18 protein-coding genes, 1 pseudogene and 1 riboswitch are annotated in these 17,816 nt (G+C 35.7%); of the genes and pseudogenes, 16 read left to right on the top strand and 3 right to left on the bottom strand.

The features are described from left to right. The first annotated feature begins 154 nt into the window (after positions 1-154). From NSQ08_RS14140 to NSQ08_RS14130, 3 genes are all read left to right on the top strand, one after another. Positions 155-898, top strand: a complete 744-nt coding sequence (locus NSQ08_RS14140) for a class I SAM-dependent methyltransferase (protein ID WP_340776016.1) — start codon at positions 155-157, stop codon at positions 896-898. Positions 899-1,086: 188 nt separating this feature from the next. Beyond that, on the top strand, positions 1,087-1,392 hold the full coding sequence (locus NSQ08_RS14135) for a monooxygenase (protein WP_340776014.1): 306 nt from the start codon (positions 1,087-1,089) through the stop codon (positions 1,390-1,392). A 286-nt stretch (positions 1,393-1,678) separates the two neighbouring features. Further along, positions 1,679-2,011 carry a DUF1904 family protein gene (locus NSQ08_RS14130; protein ID WP_002142404.1) on the top strand — a complete coding sequence of 111 codons (333 nt, stop codon included), beginning with the start codon at positions 1,679-1,681 and terminating at the stop codon, positions 2,009-2,011. 52 nt (positions 2,012-2,063) lie between these two features. Here NSQ08_RS14130 and NSQ08_RS14125 read toward each other — a convergent pair whose 3' ends face one another. Next, complete coding sequence (locus tag NSQ08_RS14125; RefSeq protein ID WP_033709278.1) at positions 2,064-2,387, bottom strand: hypothetical protein; 324 nt, start codon at positions 2,385-2,387, stop codon at positions 2,064-2,066. A gap of 145 nt (positions 2,388-2,532) precedes the next feature. Then, complete coding sequence (locus tag NSQ08_RS14120) at positions 2,533-2,925, bottom strand: VOC family protein (RefSeq protein WP_002033138.1); 393 nt, start codon at positions 2,923-2,925, stop codon at positions 2,533-2,535. A gap of 111 nt (positions 2,926-3,036) precedes the next feature. Between NSQ08_RS14120 and NSQ08_RS14115 the strand changes: the two genes are divergently transcribed. Both NSQ08_RS14115 and NSQ08_RS14110 read left to right on the top strand, forming a co-directional pair. Beyond that, positions 3,037-5,346: an AAA domain-containing protein gene (locus NSQ08_RS14115; protein ID WP_340776007.1), complete on the top strand. Its 2,310-nt coding sequence runs from the start codon at positions 3,037-3,039 to the stop codon at positions 5,344-5,346. Positions 5,347-5,421: 75 nt separating this feature from the next. Next, a riboswitch (SAM riboswitch) is annotated at positions 5,422-5,523 on the top strand. An 88-nt stretch (positions 5,524-5,611) separates the two neighbouring features. Continuing rightward, on the top strand, positions 5,612-6,817 hold the full coding sequence (locus tag NSQ08_RS14110; RefSeq protein WP_016101080.1) for a M20 family metallopeptidase: 1,206 nt from the start codon (positions 5,612-5,614) through the stop codon (positions 6,815-6,817). A gap of 135 nt (positions 6,818-6,952) precedes the next feature. Here the strand turns inward: NSQ08_RS14110 and NSQ08_RS14105 are convergent, their stop codons facing one another. Beyond that, complete coding sequence (locus NSQ08_RS14105) at positions 6,953-7,393, bottom strand: Lrp/AsnC family transcriptional regulator (protein WP_340776002.1); 441 nt, start codon at positions 7,391-7,393, stop codon at positions 6,953-6,955. Positions 7,394-7,559: 166 nt separating this feature from the next. Here NSQ08_RS14105 and NSQ08_RS14100 point away from each other — a divergent pair, with 166 nt between their 5' ends. The 11 genes and pseudogenes from NSQ08_RS14100 to NSQ08_RS14050 all read left to right on the top strand — a co-directional run. Then, positions 7,560-8,324 carry an SDR family oxidoreductase gene (locus NSQ08_RS14100; protein ID WP_016101081.1) on the top strand — a complete coding sequence of 255 codons (765 nt, stop codon included), beginning with the start codon at positions 7,560-7,562 and terminating at the stop codon, positions 8,322-8,324. 335 nt (positions 8,325-8,659) lie between these two features. Further along, positions 8,660-9,226: a TetR/AcrR family transcriptional regulator gene (locus tag NSQ08_RS14095; RefSeq protein WP_001072320.1), complete on the top strand. Its 567-nt coding sequence runs from the start codon at positions 8,660-8,662 to the stop codon at positions 9,224-9,226. 58 nt (positions 9,227-9,284) lie between these two features. Continuing rightward, positions 9,285-11,141 (top strand): alpha/beta fold hydrolase, encoded by a 1,857-nt coding sequence (locus NSQ08_RS14090; RefSeq protein WP_002033146.1) that lies wholly within the window; start codon positions 9,285-9,287, stop codon positions 11,139-11,141. A gap of 546 nt (positions 11,142-11,687) precedes the next feature. Further along, positions 11,688-12,197: a DinB family protein gene (locus tag NSQ08_RS14085; RefSeq protein ID WP_002033148.1), complete on the top strand. Its 510-nt coding sequence runs from the start codon at positions 11,688-11,690 to the stop codon at positions 12,195-12,197. A gap of 533 nt (positions 12,198-12,730) precedes the next feature. Then, positions 12,731-13,036: an arsenical resistance operon transcriptional regulator ArsR gene (gene arsR, locus NSQ08_RS14080; protein WP_000046018.1), complete on the top strand. Its 306-nt coding sequence runs from the start codon at positions 12,731-12,733 to the stop codon at positions 13,034-13,036. Positions 13,037-13,096: 60 nt separating this feature from the next. After that, positions 13,097-13,534 (top strand): ArsI/CadI family heavy metal resistance metalloenzyme, encoded by a 438-nt coding sequence (locus tag NSQ08_RS14075; protein ID WP_002033152.1) that lies wholly within the window; start codon positions 13,097-13,099, stop codon positions 13,532-13,534. An 18-nt stretch (positions 13,535-13,552) separates the two neighbouring features. Continuing rightward, positions 13,553-14,593 carry an ACR3 family arsenite efflux transporter gene (gene arsB, locus NSQ08_RS14070; protein WP_340775992.1) on the top strand — a complete coding sequence of 347 codons (1,041 nt, stop codon included), beginning with the start codon at positions 13,553-13,555 and terminating at the stop codon, positions 14,591-14,593. 25 nt (positions 14,594-14,618) lie between these two features. Then, on the top strand, positions 14,619-15,023 hold the full coding sequence (gene arsC, locus NSQ08_RS14065) for an arsenate reductase (thioredoxin) (protein WP_340775989.1): 405 nt from the start codon (positions 14,619-14,621) through the stop codon (positions 15,021-15,023). 278 nt (positions 15,024-15,301) lie between these two features. Further along, positions 15,302-16,276 carry a phosphotransferase gene (locus tag NSQ08_RS14060; protein ID WP_340775985.1) on the top strand — a complete coding sequence of 325 codons (975 nt, stop codon included), beginning with the start codon at positions 15,302-15,304 and terminating at the stop codon, positions 16,274-16,276. Positions 16,277-16,339: 63 nt separating this feature from the next. After that, positions 16,340-16,939 carry a DJ-1/PfpI family protein gene (locus NSQ08_RS14055; RefSeq protein WP_016120473.1) on the top strand — a complete coding sequence of 200 codons (600 nt, stop codon included), beginning with the start codon at positions 16,340-16,342 and terminating at the stop codon, positions 16,937-16,939. 48 nt (positions 16,940-16,987) lie between these two features. After that, positions 16,988-17,785, top strand: a pseudogene (locus NSQ08_RS14050) (CgeB family protein); the annotation flags it as partial. Positions 17,786-17,816 lie beyond the last annotated feature (31 nt).

Genomic DNA, 17,816 nt, shown 5'->3' with positions numbered 1-17,816 from the left:
AAAGGGACGTATATGTTGATTCAAAATCCAACAATCTTTATGCTTTATATACACAACATGAATAAAAGGATGACAAAATTTTTATGGTTAGTATGGTAATTTGGAAACAGAAGTCAGCTTAATCTATGAAAACCTTATCAGAGGAGTGATGTAAGTGAGACAAAATGTTTACGATAATCCGAATTTCTTCAAAAACTACACAGCGTTGCGTGAAAGTGGAATAAATGCTAATGACTTCATAGAACAGCCAGCAATCAAATCATTAATTCTGTGTTTGAAAGGAAAATCGGTACTAGACTTGGGTTGCGGTGATGGTCATTTTTCAAAGTATTGTATAGAAAATGGTGCAAAAAACGTAATAGGTGTAGACATATCCAAAAATATGATTGAACGTGCTAAAAAGTTAAATCAGGATGATAACATAGAATTTATGTGTCTTCCTATGGAGGATATGGGACTAGCCAATCAAAAGTTCGACCTGATTATAAGTTCCCTCTCTATACATTATATTGAAGATTACTCGGCAATGATTCAAAAGATTAATGAATTATTAAAAAGCGGTGGTGAATTTATCTTTTCAACCGAACACCCAATAGCAACAGCTCGCAAAGGAAGCAACCATTGGATAAAAACTGAGGATGGTAATACATCACACTGGGCATTAGATAATTATCAAGAAGAAGGAATGAGAGTACACAACTGGTTTGTTGACGATAGTGTGGTTATTTATCATAGAACTGTTGCCACATTAATAAATACTTTAATTGAACACGGGCTTTCGCTGGATAAAATAATCGAACCGCAATCAACTTTGGCAGGGATAGAGATAATGCCAGATTTAATAAACGAATCGCGAAGTCCATCTTTTATTATAATCAAGTCAAAAAAAACAAAATAATATTTAAAAATATCTACCGCAATCTGGGAGCTTTTATTGAATTACGAAAACAGCCGTTTCACTAAGGAATGGCTGTTTTTTTAAAACATAACCTAAAGCCGTTAAACTGTATGCGTTCAAGTTGCTATCATTTTGTAATTATTTTATAAAAGAGGTTGTGAAAATATTGAACATAGGAGTGAGTGAAAATGGCATATTTACTACAAGTTGATTTTCCGTTTGAAGGTCCTTTTGGTGAAGAAATGGAAAAAGCATTTTTGGATATAGCAAAAAGTATTAATGAAGAAGACGGATTCCATTGGAAAATATGGACGGAGAATCAAGAAACGCAAGAAGCAGGAGGCATCTATGTATTTGAAGAAAAACAAGATGCTGAAAAATACGCCGAAATGCACAAAAATAGACTGCAAGCATCTGGTGTTAAAGATATTAGAGTAAGAATTTTTCACATCAATGAAAAGTTAACTAAACTGAATCGCGGTTATAGTAAATAATGAGGGACACGGAATTCAAAAAAGAAGGGGGGAATCCCTTCTTTTTTGAATTGATGCTACAGAAAGAATAGCGTGTTTTTTAATTTAGGGTCATCTCTTTTTGATAGTTTGATATCGATGTGACAATACCCCTTTATTATTTTTTAGGTTACAATACATGTATTGCTTCAATAACATATGATCATTCTTAAGAATGTCATTGAAATGTACCAATAGATGTTAGTGCAGCAAAATAAATTGTGTTATGATGTGAGCAAATATAAAGCTATCTAACGGAGGGATTCACATGCCGCATGTTGTGTTTCGTGGAATTACTATTGAACAATTAAAAAGCATAAGCAAGCCATTAGTAGAAGAGCTCGCAGATATCTGTGAGTGTGGTACGGATAATTTCACCTTGGAACTACCAAGTTCTACGTTTGTATTCAATGGAGAAGAAATAGAAGCGTTTCCTCTTATTGAAGTGAAATGGTTCGAGCGTGGACAGGAAATTCGTGATCGATTTGCCAAGGCCATTACTACATATGTAATGGATTTTGGACTTCCAGAAGTAGAGGTTGTATTTACGGTTTTCACAGAATCAGCGTATTATATTAACGGGAAGCATTGTGCAAGTTAGAGCTATTTGAAAGATTTTTATAACATTAAGAAAAGAAATAGGAGAGAACACCCTATTTCTTTTTATTAATATAATAAAATATGATGACTAGATCCAAAGTAATGATAATAATTAGAAGTACCAAGTGTATAAGTGCATCAGTTTTCCCGTTTAATAAAGATTTTATAAAGAAATCCCATTCTGTTTCATAGGGAGGCTCTGACCAATTTCGTTGCATTCCTAACACCATTCCATTTATGAAAAAGATAATACTTAATAGGATCCTTCCAACAAATACGGCAGCCACTTTTATATTCCAGCGCTGTATCTTAATTACATACAGGATTGGAAATAGAATAAGTATCCAAAAAATAATAATATAGATGGTATTAATCATTCTCTACTCCTAACAAAAGGATTGTGTTTTTAATCTTGGTGAATTCTCAGGTTGGAGGTATGTTTTATTGTTACTGGATATGCACTTGTAAAAACAAGGGCCGGAATTCCGGCTCTTTTTCTATCCCGCAAAATAAAGGTTTACTTTATCTCTCCGTCTCAAAAAACTCAATCCATTCTCCATCAGGACCAGCGAAGAATATGTAACGTGTTCCATCTGGTAATGTTTCAATTTCTTCTCCTAGTAGGAAGGTTATTTTGTGTTTCTTTAGTCTTTCGATTTCATCCTCTAATGAATCCACTTTAAAACAAATGTGATGTACTTTTCCTTCTGCCGGAAGGGAAGAGTTGTAACCTTCAATTAGTTCAAGTATCGTTTCTTTCGATTCTTCCACACCTAAAAAAGCGAGTTTTAAGTCTGGATTTGGGTGCCCCATACGTTTAATGAGCTGTAAGCCGATTACTTCTTCATAAAATGAAATAGATGTTTCTAAGTTTGCAACCATAAGTCCAACGTGTTCGATTCGTCTAACTGGCATGTGGATTCCTTCTTTCTGAAAATTATATACAATATATTATTGAAAATTAAGAAAATAATCAAGATAAAAACCTTACAAATTTTAGCGTGTTATATGGTATAGTGAGAAAGTATGTTTGGGGAGAAGGAAGGAGATTATACGATGAATACAACTACTCAAACTCCTTCATTATCGGAAACAATGAAAGAGTGGCATTATGCATTAGCATATGAAATTAAACATTGGAAAACGATAGGTGGTAGTAAAATCTCTATCATTAACGGTCGTTTTTTATATACAGATTATGAAAGTACAGTATACGTATTTCAGCTTATTTCGGAAGTAAGCTTACCTGAAGGTTCACCAATTCGAATTGAGTTCGATGGTGAGGAAGCGACAGGGGAAGTATTATCTGTACATGGATTAGAAATAGAACTGAAATTAAATGATTATATACAAGGTGAAATACGAGAAGCGGTTTTATACAGTGAACCGTGGCAATTGTTAGAACAACTACAAGAGAGATTGAAAGAAGCTCATAAAGATAAGCTGAAACGTAATCGTATAAAGCGTCTTGTTGATGGGACGAGCAGTCCGAAACATATTGAAAAGATGAAAAATACGAAAAATGAATTGGCGTATCGTTCTTTTTACAATCCAACAACGTACGTGTGGGGACCACCGGGAACAGGGAAGTCTTACAATTTATCGCGTATTATTTCTGCTCATTATCAAAAAGGAAAATCGGTACTTGTGTTAGCTCATAGTAATGCGGCAGTAGACGTATTAATGAGTGAAGTAACGAAGCAAATTGAGAAGAAGAAGAAATGGACGCCTGGAGAAATTGTTCGTTACGGTTATAGTCAACATGAACATATACGAAATCATGAAACGTTACTTGCATCGAAGTTAGTTGAAACGACGAATGGATCTTGGGGAGAAGAAAGACTCTATTTAGAAGAGACACGACAAGATCTTCGTGAAAAGATTTTATCATATAAAGCGACTTCTGCTGATAAGAAGCGTATACAAGAGATTGAAAGTGATCTTCGAAAGCAAAAAGCGAAAATTAAAGAAGTAGAAAAAGAATACATTGAAAATGCGAAAGTAATCGGTGCGACTTTATCGAAATGTGCAATTGATTCACTTATTTATGAGCGTACATTTGATTTAGTTGTCGTAGATGAAGTAAGTATGGCTTATGTTCCGCAAATCGCATTAGCTGCTTCACTTGGGAAACGTATTGTCGTTTGTGGTGACTTTTTACAGTTACCTCCGATTGCGATGGCGAACCATGAACTCGTTCGAAAATGGCTCGGTGAAGATATGTTTTATCATGCAGGGATTGTTGATTCTGTAAATAAATCAGAAGCACATCCGAACCTTTTTATGCTGCAGGAGCAAAGACGTATGCATACGGATATATCTAAGTTTACGAATTCATTTATTTATAAAAATAGAGTGTACGATCATCCATCTGTTTCAGAGCGTAAAGAACTTGCGAAACTGCAACCGTTCGCAAATGAGGCGAGTGTTTTATTTGATACGAGCTTAATGGGAGCCTTTTCTTTAAAAGACGCTGCTTCCGGTTCTCGTTTTAATATTATGTCTGGTTTAGTAGCGATGCAAATGATGTTAATTGGATTGTTAGACGGTGTTCAATCTATCGGTGTAGTTACGCCTTACAGGGCACAGTCCCGCTTTTTATCAACGTGTATTAGAGAAATGTTGCAGAAAACGAAATGTCAAAACATACCAGTTTTAGCGGCGACAGTTCATAAGTTTCAAGGGTCTGAAAGAGATATGATGATCTTTGATACGGTAGATAGTTATCCGCAAGAACGACCTGGCGTGTTATTCTTTGACCATAAAAATCATCGCCTCGTCAACGTTGCAGTGACAAGAGCGAGAGGGAAGTTCATTCAATTATCAGATTGCCACTACATGCGTAAAAATCTTTCGAGAAAACAAGCGTTATCGCAATTAACAGCTCATATAGAACGTCACGGAGATGTGTATGATCGCACGACATCAAGACAATTGTGGGAGCGGAAAATCTCGAAACGTTTACGCTGGTTTATGGAAATGAATCTTGAAGAGCCGAAAGGGTTATTGAAAGATATTTTAGCAGCAAAACGAAAAATTATCATTTCACTTCCAAGTACAAAGCAAGTGGATAAGCGAGTCTGGCAAGCGTTAATGCGTACAAATGCGCAAATAACAGTGTATAGTGATGGACCAGTTCCGTTAAAAAATGTAAAGTTACAAAGACAAAATAAAGCATTCCCGTTTATCGTAATCGATGATGAAATCTTTTGGGCAGGAGCACCTCTTACATCTCAAATGATGTTTGAAGGTAGTATGGAATTTCCGTACATATGTGCAAGATTACAAGCACCTGAAACAATTGGCGTATTAAAAGGGTTTTTAGATATTCGGTAAATTCAGATAGGAATTCCTTGACTTTTGTCTGGAATGAACTTAGAATGAAAATAATTTAATATAATTTTATGAAAATTCTTATCACGAGAGGTTGAGGGACTGGCCCTATGACACCTCGGCAGCGGATTCTTTATGAATACTGTGCCAATTCCAGCAAGGTAACTTGAAAGATAAGAAAGAAGCTCATTTTGACTGTATATACAGAAGCCTCTTTCTATCTTTTAGAAAGAGGCTTTTTTACGTGAAAATAAAAGGAGGAAGAAAAATGGGAGCGACAGGAGTAACGTCACAAAGAAAAACAATTGAAGAGAGTATAGAAAGAAATAAGGAAAAGTACATAGAAACAAGTCATAATATTCATGCGAATCCGGAGATTGGTAACCAAGAATTTTACGCATCAAGAACGTTAAGTTTGTTGTTAGGAAGCGCAGGATTTCAGTTGCAGCACAATATAGCTGGTCATGAAACAGGGTTTATCGCGCGAAAAAGTTCCGGGAAACAAGGACCAGTTATCGCATTTTTAGCTGAGTATGATGCTTTACCAGGACTCGGTCATGCGTGTGGTCACAATTTAATCGGAACAATTAGCGTTGCAGCAGCGATCGCATTATCAGAAACGCTTGAGGAAATCGGCGGAGAAGTTGTCGTGTTCGGAACACCAGCAGAAGAGGGCGGGCCAAATGGTAGCGCAAAATCGAGTTATGTGAAAGCTGGCTTATTTAAAAACATTGATGCGGCGCTTATGATTCATCCGAGCGGAAAAACAGCTCCAACGAGTCCATCACTAGCGGTCGATCCACTTGATTTTCATTTTTACGGAAAAACAGCTCATGCAGCAGCCTCACCAGAAGAAGGAATTAACGCATTAGATGCGATTATCCAGCTGTATAACAGTATTAATGCACTTCGCCAACAACTCCCATCAGATGTGAAAATTCATGGAATCATTACAGAAGGTGGCAAAGCACCTAACATTATTCCGGATTATGCTGCGGCACGCTTCTTCATCCGTGCTGCAACGAGAAAAAGATGTGCGGAAGTAACAGAAAAAGTAAGAAATATTGCACAAGGGGCAGCGTTAGCAACAGGCACAAAAGTAAAAATTCATCAATTCCAAAATGAAATCGATGAACTACTCGTAACAAAAACATTTAATGACGTCGTAGCCGAAGAGTTAGAACTACTAGGTGAAGAGGTAAACCGTAAAGAAAGAGTAGGAATTGGCTCAACAGATGCAGGAAACGTAAGCCAAGTTGTACCGACAATTCATCCGTACATTAAAATCGGTCCAGATGACTTAATTGCGCATACGAATGAATTTAGAGAAGCAGCACGTTCAGAATTAGGAGATAAAGCGCTAATTACATCCGCAAAAGCACTAGCAAATACAGCGTATCGATTAATTACAGAAGAAGGGCTGTTAGAGAAGGTGAAGGAGGAGTTTAGGGAGGAGCAGAGGAATCAGGGGTAGGTGAGAAGGAGACGTATCTCTGGATTTTCTAGTAGGAAATTGAATGAAAAAAGAACCAGCCTATGGCTGGTTCTTTTTTCATTATATAAGAATTTTTCCACATACACTCGGTATCTTTATCTTAGTACCCTCTTATCAGAACGACAATTTCTCCTCAAACTCACTCTTTAAAACAATTAAAGGAGACGATAATCCAAATTGCATTAAGGAGTCTAAAAATGTAGCGAGAGAATCCATCGAATCGCTCATGACCTTCATCATATAATTAAACTCCCCGCTAATTCGATATAAATCAGTTACTTCGGGAGCGGCATTACAAAATTGGATGAAATCAGAGCATTGACTCGTTTTAAACATGATGAATGCTTGGATGTTTTTATTAATTTTAGAAGGCTCAAATTTCGTTCGGTATGCAGCTATAACCCCTTGATCTTCAAGCTTGTTAATGCGTTCTTTTACAGCAGGCTGCGTCATGGATATAATACGTCCTATTTCTGAAACAGAAATTCTCGCATTTTTATACAACAAGTTCATAATTTTATGGTCAATTTCATCTAGTTTTACTGCGTTTTGCATTGGATAGCCCCCCTTTTTATTTTCTAAAGTAAATCGTAAATTATAACTATAATATCATAAGTGAAGGAACTAAATTACCTATAAATCTATATTTAAAATTATTAGTATTTGCTTAAAAATATAAGTATAGGATTTATTAAACGGAAATTTAGGAAGGATGAAAAAAATGAAGAATCTTGATGGAAAAGTAGCGTTAGTAACGGGAGCGAGTCGCGGCATCGGCCGTGCCATTGCAATAAGATTGGCGAAAGATGGGGCATTAGTTGCGATTCACTATGGTCGAAATAAAGCAGCTGCAGATGAAACAATTAGTGAGATTGAATCTAATGGAGGAAAGGCATTCTTAATTGAAGCGGATTTCAATTCAATTGATGGTGTCAAAAAGATAGTAGAACAATTGAAGAATGAATTACAAATAAGAGTTGGTACATCAGAGATTGATATTTTAGTAAACAATGCAGGGATAGGTACACAAGGAACAATTGAAAATACGACAGAAGAAGTTTTTGATGAAATTATGTCTGTAAATATTAAAGCACCGTTCTTCTTAATTCAGCAAACATTACCGTTATTACGAGCGGAGGGGCGAGTTATTAACATTTCATCAGCTGAAGTAAGACTTGGTTTTGCAGGGTCCATTGCATACGGTTTAAGTAAAGGTGCACTAAATACGATGACACTTCCTCTAGCTAAACAGCTTGGAGAAAGAGGTATAACAGTGAATACAATTATGCCTGGGTATACGAAGACAGATATTAATGCGAAATTGCTAGATAATCCGGAAATACGAAATTTTGCTACGAATTCATCTGTGTTCGGACGAATAGGGCAAGTTGAAGATATTGCAGATGTAGTAGCATTCCTTGCTTCTTCTGATAGCCGCTGGGTAACAGGGCAAATTTTAGATGTTTCTGGAGGATTTTGTTTATAGGGGCACTACTTCATACCCATAAAGCTAATATTTTCATATCCCCCTAAATTAAAATTTTCTTTCTCTACAGATAGCTATTTTGAGAAGCCGCTCATTTTTTCGTTTTGGGGGCATTTCTTTTTCTTAAGTTGATGGGTATGTATGGTGACCCCTATTAGACGATAGTGAATTAACAATTTCGCGGTTCAGTTCAACTTTATTCAAAATAAGATTTTTTTGCAGTAAAATCAATGTTAGTGGAACTTTTTTAATCAAACTTTTTTCTAAATTAACACAAATACTTGCAACATTTAAATTAGTACTATATAGTTCTAGTTATGACAAAGGTAAAATTAATGAATCAAAAACGTGTGATTGAAGTAGCTGCAACATTATTTTTAGAAAAAGGGTTTGCTTATACAAGTATGGATGAATTAGTACGTGTAAGCAAAGTTTCAAAGTCTAATGTGTATTATCACTTTTCTAATAAGGAAGTATTATTAGAAGGGGTCGTTGATTATTGGATTGAAATGTATCAATCTGCAATTGATGACGTACTTTCTCAGAACCAATTTTTAGTTGAAGATCGTATCCAACTGTTTTTAAAGCAATTATCACAAGGAGTTCAGTCGAGAGAGTATAAGGGGAGCTGTCCATTTATTACTCTTTATATTCAAAGTCCTAAACAGGCCACGCAAATAAAAGAAAAAATAGGTCTTTTTTTTACAGGATTACAAAAGAAAGTTTCTCTATTACTTAAACAAGGGGTAGAGAATGGAGAATTCAGAAACACGATTAATATTGATGAGGTTGCATCACTTTTTATTACAAATCTTGAAGGAGCGTTATTTATTTCAGAAACATTGAAGGATGCAACTGTAATTACGAAAACAGCAGATCATTTTTTAAAATTGCTTCGATAAAAGAAGCATTTTTTTTATATCAAATTAGTACTAATTAGTACTAAAAAGGGGATTTTATATGAGAACAGTATTTTTAACTGGTGGAACAGGCTTTATTGGAAAGCAATTAGTAAAAGAATTAGCCAAAGAGGATGTTAAAATTCTTCTTTTAGTAAGGTCGAAAAGTAAAGCAATACGCATTTTTCAAGAAAGAGGCATCTTAAAAAAGGCAGTTATGCACTTTATTGAAGGTGATTTGACGAAAATAGATTTAGGTCTAAGTGCTGAAGATAAGGAGAGGGTATTGAAAACGGATGTGATTATTCACGCAGGAGGCCCCATGGATATTCAAGCGACAAGTAAAGAGGCAGCTTCCGTATTTTTAAATGGCGCCAAACACATTAGTGAATTAGCTAAAAGCATTCATCAATTGAAGGGCTTGCAACAATTTATTCATGTTGTAGGTTATATGAGTCCCTTTGATGATAAAAATAGCAAGATTGCAATTGATGTGTTTAAAGAAGGAAACAATTATTTGAAAATAAAAAATCCATATGAGAGAACAAAATTTTTAGCAGATCTTTATATCCGTCACCAGGCATCAGCAGTAGGTTATCCGCTTTCTGTAATTAATCCGCCAACTGTAGTCGGTAGTAGTAAAACAGGGAGTACAGAGCAGATAGCAGGATTAGGTTTGCTTGTGATGAGTATGCGAAGAGGGCTCATGCCAGTGATTCCTGGAGGTAAGGGATATAGGTTACCACTTATTTCAAACGATGAGCTTGCGAAGTTTATTGTGCAGGTTTTCAGATTGGAGCAACCGACTATACAAACATATACACTTGTTGAAGACAAACAGCACGATCAGAACATTGCTGAATTATTAAGTATTATGTCGGAAAGTATGAATATGAGGGCACCAAAAATCTCTGTCCCAATGCCACTTATGAAAGCAATTATGAATAGTGGAGTAAGTAAAATAACAAAAATTCCTTCTGATGGACTGAATTTTATTACAAAACGAAAATTTTCAAATGTTTCAGCGAAAAAAATTATGGGAGGAGATTGGTTTAAGAAGACGAGTGTAATGAAATTTTTCCCTGCCGTAGTAGCTGATCTGGATTATCGAATGATGCATCAAAATGGCCAGCATAATCATTTATTTAAACGAACATTATGCGATAACACTACCCTTTACCAATTACAAGGAGAGGGTAAACCGTTTATTTTATTACATGGTTTATTGAGTGATGGAGAGGATTTATTTCCTTTAGCACAAGAGCTTCATGAAAAAACTGGTCAACCTGTATGGATCGTGGATCTTCCAGGTTTGGGACGTTCTCCTTTTAAACAAGAGAAAAATCTTCTAGATATCTATTTGAATGTAGTGAAAAAGTTATTGGAGAAAGCTACTAATGGTGCACATCTAATTGGCCATTCATTCGGTGCGTTTATTCTTCTGGAAGCATTGGTACAAGAGTACATAGATAAGAAGTATTCAATCACTTTACTTCAGCCACCTGTTGCTAAAAAAAATGCTAAATCGCTAAATGTTCCTCAATTTATGAACAAATGGACATTAAAATTGGCAACTACTAATTTGATAGGGCGTTATTTATTAAGTAATGGTTTGTTTGAAAGTATGGAGAGTATCCCTGAAAATTATATTGAAAAAATAAGTAACAGTTTTACTTCTCCTAGAATTTTAAATACTACGGTTCAGCTTAACAGTTTACTACTGAAACACGATCAAGGTGATTTCAATGAAGTAACAAAGTATAATCTTCGCATTATTTGGGGGGATTGTGACAGAGGTTATTCTGCTCCATCGCATCTTGGTAAGGTTGATTTTGTTCCATATGGCCATCATTTTCCTCTTAGCCATCCGAGTGAAACGGCAACATTAGTAATAAAAAATAGTAATACTAGCAGATGAGAGTGTGGGATAAATAAACAGTGTGTAGTAAGATCGTTGTGTCTTTGAAATAAAATCGTACTGTATGGGGTCCCACCCCATACCTATCAAGCTATACTTCTGAAATATCCCCAAAACGAAAATTTCATCCTTTCATAGTTGTCCATAGGATCTTAGGTCGATTTTCATTTTTGAGAAGAATACATTTCTCAAATTGATGGAAATATGGGGGGGAAATAATGTTACGATGTTTATAAAAAAGTAGTTAGACTAGTGTGTTTTACTCCGATTCATTTCAAAATATAATTGAAAATCCATCTTTAAATTAAAAAAGAAGGTGTTACCTTTATATATTAATAACTTCGAAATATTGTATAACAGATAATTTTTATGCATTATTGATTAACATTGCTTATTGTGCTAACGAATCAGGATAGTGTGGCGACCGACAAACTAAATAGTTGCTTATCCTCAATTATTAGAAGGACAGTTCTATCATTTCGCGAATTTATTAGACATAGACGAGTGCTATAATTTTGTATATCTACATATAAGAGGTGACTACGCATGAATCAAAGACCATCAGAAGAAGAATACGCCGGGAACTCCGGCGAATATATCCGTTTGGTACCGGACGGTAACATCATCGATATTCTGCTCGCCCAGGAAAAACAAATGACCGAGCTCCTGGCATCGTTGACCGAAAGCCAGTACGCGTATCGGTATGCGGAAGGAAAATGGACGCTGAAAGAAGTCGTGGGCCACATTGCAGACTCGGAACGCGTCATGACCTACCGCCTGCTCCGGTTCGCAAGAGGGGACCAGACGCCTCTGACTGGTTTTGATCAGGAATTGTTCATGCCTCCTTTCGGAAGTTGGACAACCGAGCAATTGGCCGAAGACTACCGGGCCGTACGGCAATCAACGATCACATTGCTGCGCGGGCTACCGGCGGAGGCGTGGACCCGCAAGGGCACAGCCAACAACCTAAGCATTACGGTGCGCGCCCTCGCGTACGGCATCGCAGGACACGAACTTCATCACATGGGGGTCATCCGAAATCGGTACTTGAGTTAATCTTCGGCTGAGGCCTTTGGAATGGAACTAACACCTCTCATCCAACCTTAGATACCGTTCTTATTGGGGTCCCGCCCCACAACCATCAACTTAAGGATTTAGACTATTTTTGAAATTAAAAGCACATTACTATTCTCTTATGTTAATGAGAAAGGGTGACGTGCTTTTTATGAATATGTACCAAAAACAAGAGTTATCTTTATTTGCCGAAGAGTTATATCGATTTTTTTCATTTGGGGGTATTTGTTTTTCTTAGCTTGATGGTGATGGGGCACTACGCTATAATGGTCAAATTAAAATTTAAAACAGTTATAGAGACTCCATTCCTCGGAAACATTGTAACTATTAAGTTGTAAAAAGAACCGTAGTTTTTTATTTTTGAAAAGGCTATGGTCCTTTTTAGTTGTAGCAAAGATATGATGTGAGGAGGTTTTTGTAAATCAAAAAAAATTGATTAATTAGTTGCATAATAAATTAATCAGCGTATATACTATAAATATCAAAAAAAGTTGATGAAGGGAGAGTGAACTACAGTGGCGCAAGATTTTCAGCTCTATGAGAAAAAATTCAAAGCATTAGCGGATCAGAAGCGTTTAGAGATTATGTATGAACTTTGCCAGCGGGGACAGACTTGTGTGTGTGATCTAACAGAGGTTTTTGAAATGACGCAATCTAAGTTGTCCTATCATTTAAAAATTTTATTAGATGCAGGTTTAATTGTAAAAGAAACAAAAGGTACGTGGAGTTATTATGATTTAAATGATGCGGAAGTAAATAATTTATTATCAGAAGAATTGTGCTGTATTTTTAGAAAAACAGGTAAAGGTAGCTGTTGTTAAAATTTCAAACTATTAATCAAAAAAAATTGATTAATAGTATTTAAAGAGGAGGAATAAGCTATGAGATATGTTCACGTTGGTATAAATGTTACGGATTTAGAGAAGTCTATTCAATTTTACGAAAAGGTATTTGGTGTGTCACCAGTAAAGGTGAAAGTAGATTATGCAAAATTTTTATTAGAGACACCAGGGCTTAATTTCACGCTGAACGTACGAGATGAAGTGAAGGGAAATCAGGTAAATCATTTTGGTTTCCAAGTGGATACAGCTGAAGAAATTACATTTCATAAAGAAAGATTAGAAAAAGAAGGTTTCTTTGCGCGTGATGAGATGGATACAACTTGTTGCTATGCGGTTCAAGATAAGTTTTGGGTAACGGATCCTGATGGGAACGAGTGGGAATTCTTTTATACAAAAGCACATAGTGATGTTCATAAAATTGAAGATCCATCTTGTTGCACGACTTCTAACGTAGTAGATAAAAATTCTTGTTGTTAATAGGAGATGGAAAATAAAATGAAACGTTTATCTTTTCTAAATCGATATTTAACACTATGGATTTTTCTAGCTATGGCTGTTGGGATTGGTTTAGGGTTTGTGTTTCCTAGTGTAGTAGACGGACTAAATACATTACAAGTTGGAACGACGTCCATCCCGCTCGCTGTTGGTTTAATTGTCATGATGTATCCACCGTTGGCGAAAGTTCGTTACGAGGAAATGGGCCGGGTATTTAAAGATGTAAAAGTATTGGTTTTATCTTTAGTGCAAAACTGGATTATTGGTCCTGTACTTATGTTTGTTTTAGCAATTATTTTTCTTCCAGATAAGCCAGAATACATGGTCGGACTCATTATGATTGGTTTAGCACGCTGCATTGCAATGGTAATTGTTTGGAACGACCTTGCAGATGGGGATAAAGAGTATGCAGCAGGTTTAGTGGCTTTTAACTCCGTATTCCAAATGTTATTCTTCTCTGTTTATGCATACGTGTTTGTAACAGTCATTCCAGAATGGTTAGGGATTGAAGGGGCTATTGTCGATATTACAATGGGAGAAGTAGCGAAATCAGTATTTATCTATTTGGGAATTCCTTTTATAGCAGGTATGTTGACACGCTTTGTACTCGTTAAGTTAAAAGGAAGACAATGGTATGAAAAGGTGTTTATACCTAAGATTAGTCCACTTACATTACTTGCATTATTATTTACAATCATCGTTATGTTCTCTTTAAAAGGGGAAATGATTGTTAGCGTACCATTAGATGTAGTAAGAATAGCGATTCCGTTATTAATCTATTTTATTGTAATGTTTTTTGTTTCTTTCTTTATGGGAAGAAAAATTGGTGCAAACTATCCGGTGACTACAACGTTAGCATTTACAGCAGGTAGCAATAACTTCGAGTTAGCAATTGCTGTAGCAGTTGGTGTGTTTGGTATTCATTCAGGCGCAGCATTTGCAGCTGTTATCGGGCCGTTAGTTGAAGTACCTGTAATGATTGCACTTGTAAACGTCGCTTTTTGGTTTAAGCGTAAATATTTTAATGATCAACCAGTATAATTTAAAAATAAAGGCGGAAAACAACATGAAAAACAAAAAGACAATCTATTTCTTATGCACAGGAAATTCATGCCGAAGCCAAATGGCAGAAGCATGGGGCAAACAATATGTAGGCGATAAGTGGAATGTATATTCTGCAGGAATTGAAGCACACGGAGTAAATCCAAATGCTATTAAAGCTATGAAAGAAGTAAATATCGACATAACGAATCAAACATCGGATATGATTGATTCAAATATTTTAAATAACGCTGATTTAGTCGTTACGCTTTGTAGTCATGCAGATTCTGTTTGTCCTTCGACACCTCCGCAAGTAAATCGTGTTCACTGGGGATTTGATGACCCGGCAGGAAAAGAATGGTCTGAATTTCAACGTGTTCGCGATGAAATTGGGGAACGTATAAAACGATTTTCTGAAACAGGGGAGTAAATAAAGGAAAGAGTCAATTTTCTATTATATAGGGGATTGGCTCTTTTTCTATACATAGTCACTACTGCATTGGTTTACAACAACTATCTCAACGAATGCAGAATATTATGTAAGAATGATATAGTTAGAATGGTAGTCTGCCTCTATTAAATTTATATATAGAAAAAAACACTATTGATAATTAACAATGAATAAAATTTTGGTTTTTAGAGTAATCGAGATAGTAATCATAAAAAATAGCGTGTAATAAAAATTTTTTCACATGAAAGGAAAAAAGGGTGAAACACATAATAAAAGACGTATTAATAAATTATTTTAAAGAAATTCATTCACTAGCAGTGGAAGAAGAGCTACATAAAAATAGCTGGAATACAGATCTACACTATAAAATTATGGTGAATGGGAAGCGATATTCCGCACGGTTTATCAATAGCAAGCGAACAATCAATCCAGCTTTTGGGGCGTTATCAAACAAACAACTGATAGAGCAAGTACGTTTTACGTATTATTTACGCGAGCATGGAGTCCTTTTTATGCAAATTAATAAAAATAGGTCAGGGGAGTCATTTACATTAGTCGCTTGGAATGATGAACAATACCGATTTATATTGTCTAATTGGATTGAAGGAGAACATATTACACTCTGTACGGAAGCTATCGCAGAAGCATTTGGAAAGGAAGCAAGAAAGGTTCATGATATTTCTAGTGCATTTCAAAGCGCGATTTTTCAGAAGAAATCTCATTTGGATGGGTATGTTGAGTTTATTAATATGTTAGAAAGCAAGACAAGCACATGTAAGGAATTGCGGGAGTATATAGATCTTGCTAAATATCATATAGACTGCGCATATACGAGTGAATTAGAGTTTATTGTACAAACAGACTTAAATCCTTTGAATGTTTTATGGGGCTCAAGTCAACAGGTAAAAGGAATTGTAGATTTTGAATCTATTAGTTATGTTGACCGTATTGAAGGGTTAGCCTTTTTAATAAAATGGTACTCTCGAACGAAAGGAATACAGTCGCATAAAGTATGTCCGGAAGTTGCTAGAGCATTTTTAGAAGGGTATAAAGCTAATAACATTTTAACTTCAAATGATTATAAAAGACTTTCTTCGTTGCTATGGTTATCCGGTAGTTTAAATTGGAACTTCGTTAAAAAGACGATGAGTCTATTTGGTGACGGGAGAGAATTAGAGGAACATTTGAAAGTTTATAGAGTAAGGGGAGAAAGGTTGTCTTCATTGTTTTAATTTGTAGATAACATTTCTTCTCTTTTGGGATTTATAAAACAAAGCATATGAGGTGTTCTAAAAATGAAAATACAAATTGTATTGTTTGACGGATTCGGAGAGCTTGTCTCCTTTGCACCTTTTGAGGTATTGAAAAGAGCGATAGAAGAAGGGGCTCCGTTTACGGTTGAATTAGTTTCTAGTGAACCAAAACAAGAGGTTACTACTTCGTTTGGAGTTACGGTTAAACTACATGATTTTTTACGAATGGATAATCGTCCAGATTTGTTAATTGTACCCGGAGGTGGCTGGAATCATAAAGCTGAACATGGGGCGAGAAAGCAAGCAGAGATTGGAACTTTGACCAAAATGATTAGAGAGATGCACAATGAAGGAACGATTGTTGCGGGAGTTTGTACTGGAGGTATGTTACTAGCTGCATCCGGTATATTGAATGATAAAAAGGCAACAATGCATCATTTGGCGCAGAGTGAAATTAGTCAATATGGGGCAGAACTTCTTCATTACAGAATTGTGGATCAAGGCGATATTATTACTGCAAGAGGAGTTACTTCAGGGATTGATTTAGGTCTTTGGATCACGGAAAGGTTTGCAAGTCCAAAAATTGCAGCTGCTGTTGAATATAGAATGGAATACGAGAGGCGAGGTGTTGTTTGGAAGTGATTTAACTTCTTTTTTAGCCCTCTTTAACGGGCAATAAGAATCCCACTTCAATTTCATAGTATAATACCATTCTTAAAAAATGCAGGTTTTACTACTGGACTTTGGCTGACAGATGATCCTTATTATACGGATGTAGCACAGAATCTTGTTCCGTATTATGATTACATATTCACGCAAGATTTAAATTGTATTGAGTTTTATAAAGGGATAGGATATAACAATGTGTTTCATCTCCCGTTAGCAGCAAATCAAGATGTGTTTAAACCTTCTCAGAAAGAAGATACATATAAGTATGATCTTAGTTTTATAGGCACAGCATTTGAAAATAGAATTACTTTTGTTGATTCAATTTCAGAGTATTTAGCAGAAAAAAACATAAAAATTGTGGGGTTCGGTTGGGAGAAGTTAAAGAATTATGAAAGATTAAAGGATAAAATACAACTCTTGCCACTTGCAAAGTATGAAGATGCGTTACAATTTTACGTATCGACTAAAATCAATATAAATTTACACCGTTCACCAAATGATCAGGAATTGAATTGTAATGCTGCAAACATCCAAGCATATTCAGTAAACAAAAGGACGTTTGAAATTAATGCTGTAGGTTCTTTTCAATTAACTGATATACGCCCAGATGTAGCAAAGCATTACATACCAGGTGTTGAAATAGAAACGTTTTACAGTGCACCGGAGTTTATACAAAAAGCGGAGTATTATTTGGAACATGTACAAGAAAGAAAACGAATAGCAAAAAATGGGCTGGATAGAACGTTGAAACATCACACATATGATAGACGTGTATTACAATTATTAAATTATATTCATTTCATAGGCGTGAAGATGTAGTCTAACCATTAACTGAAATGATAAGCGTTTA

It is taken from the genome of Bacillus sp. FSL E2-8887 (genome assembly GCF_038007205.1).
Classification (GTDB): domain Bacteria; phylum Bacillota; class Bacilli; order Bacillales; family Bacillaceae_G; genus Bacillus_A; species Bacillus_A mycoides.
This window is presented reverse-complemented; position numbering and strand designations above follow the sequence as displayed.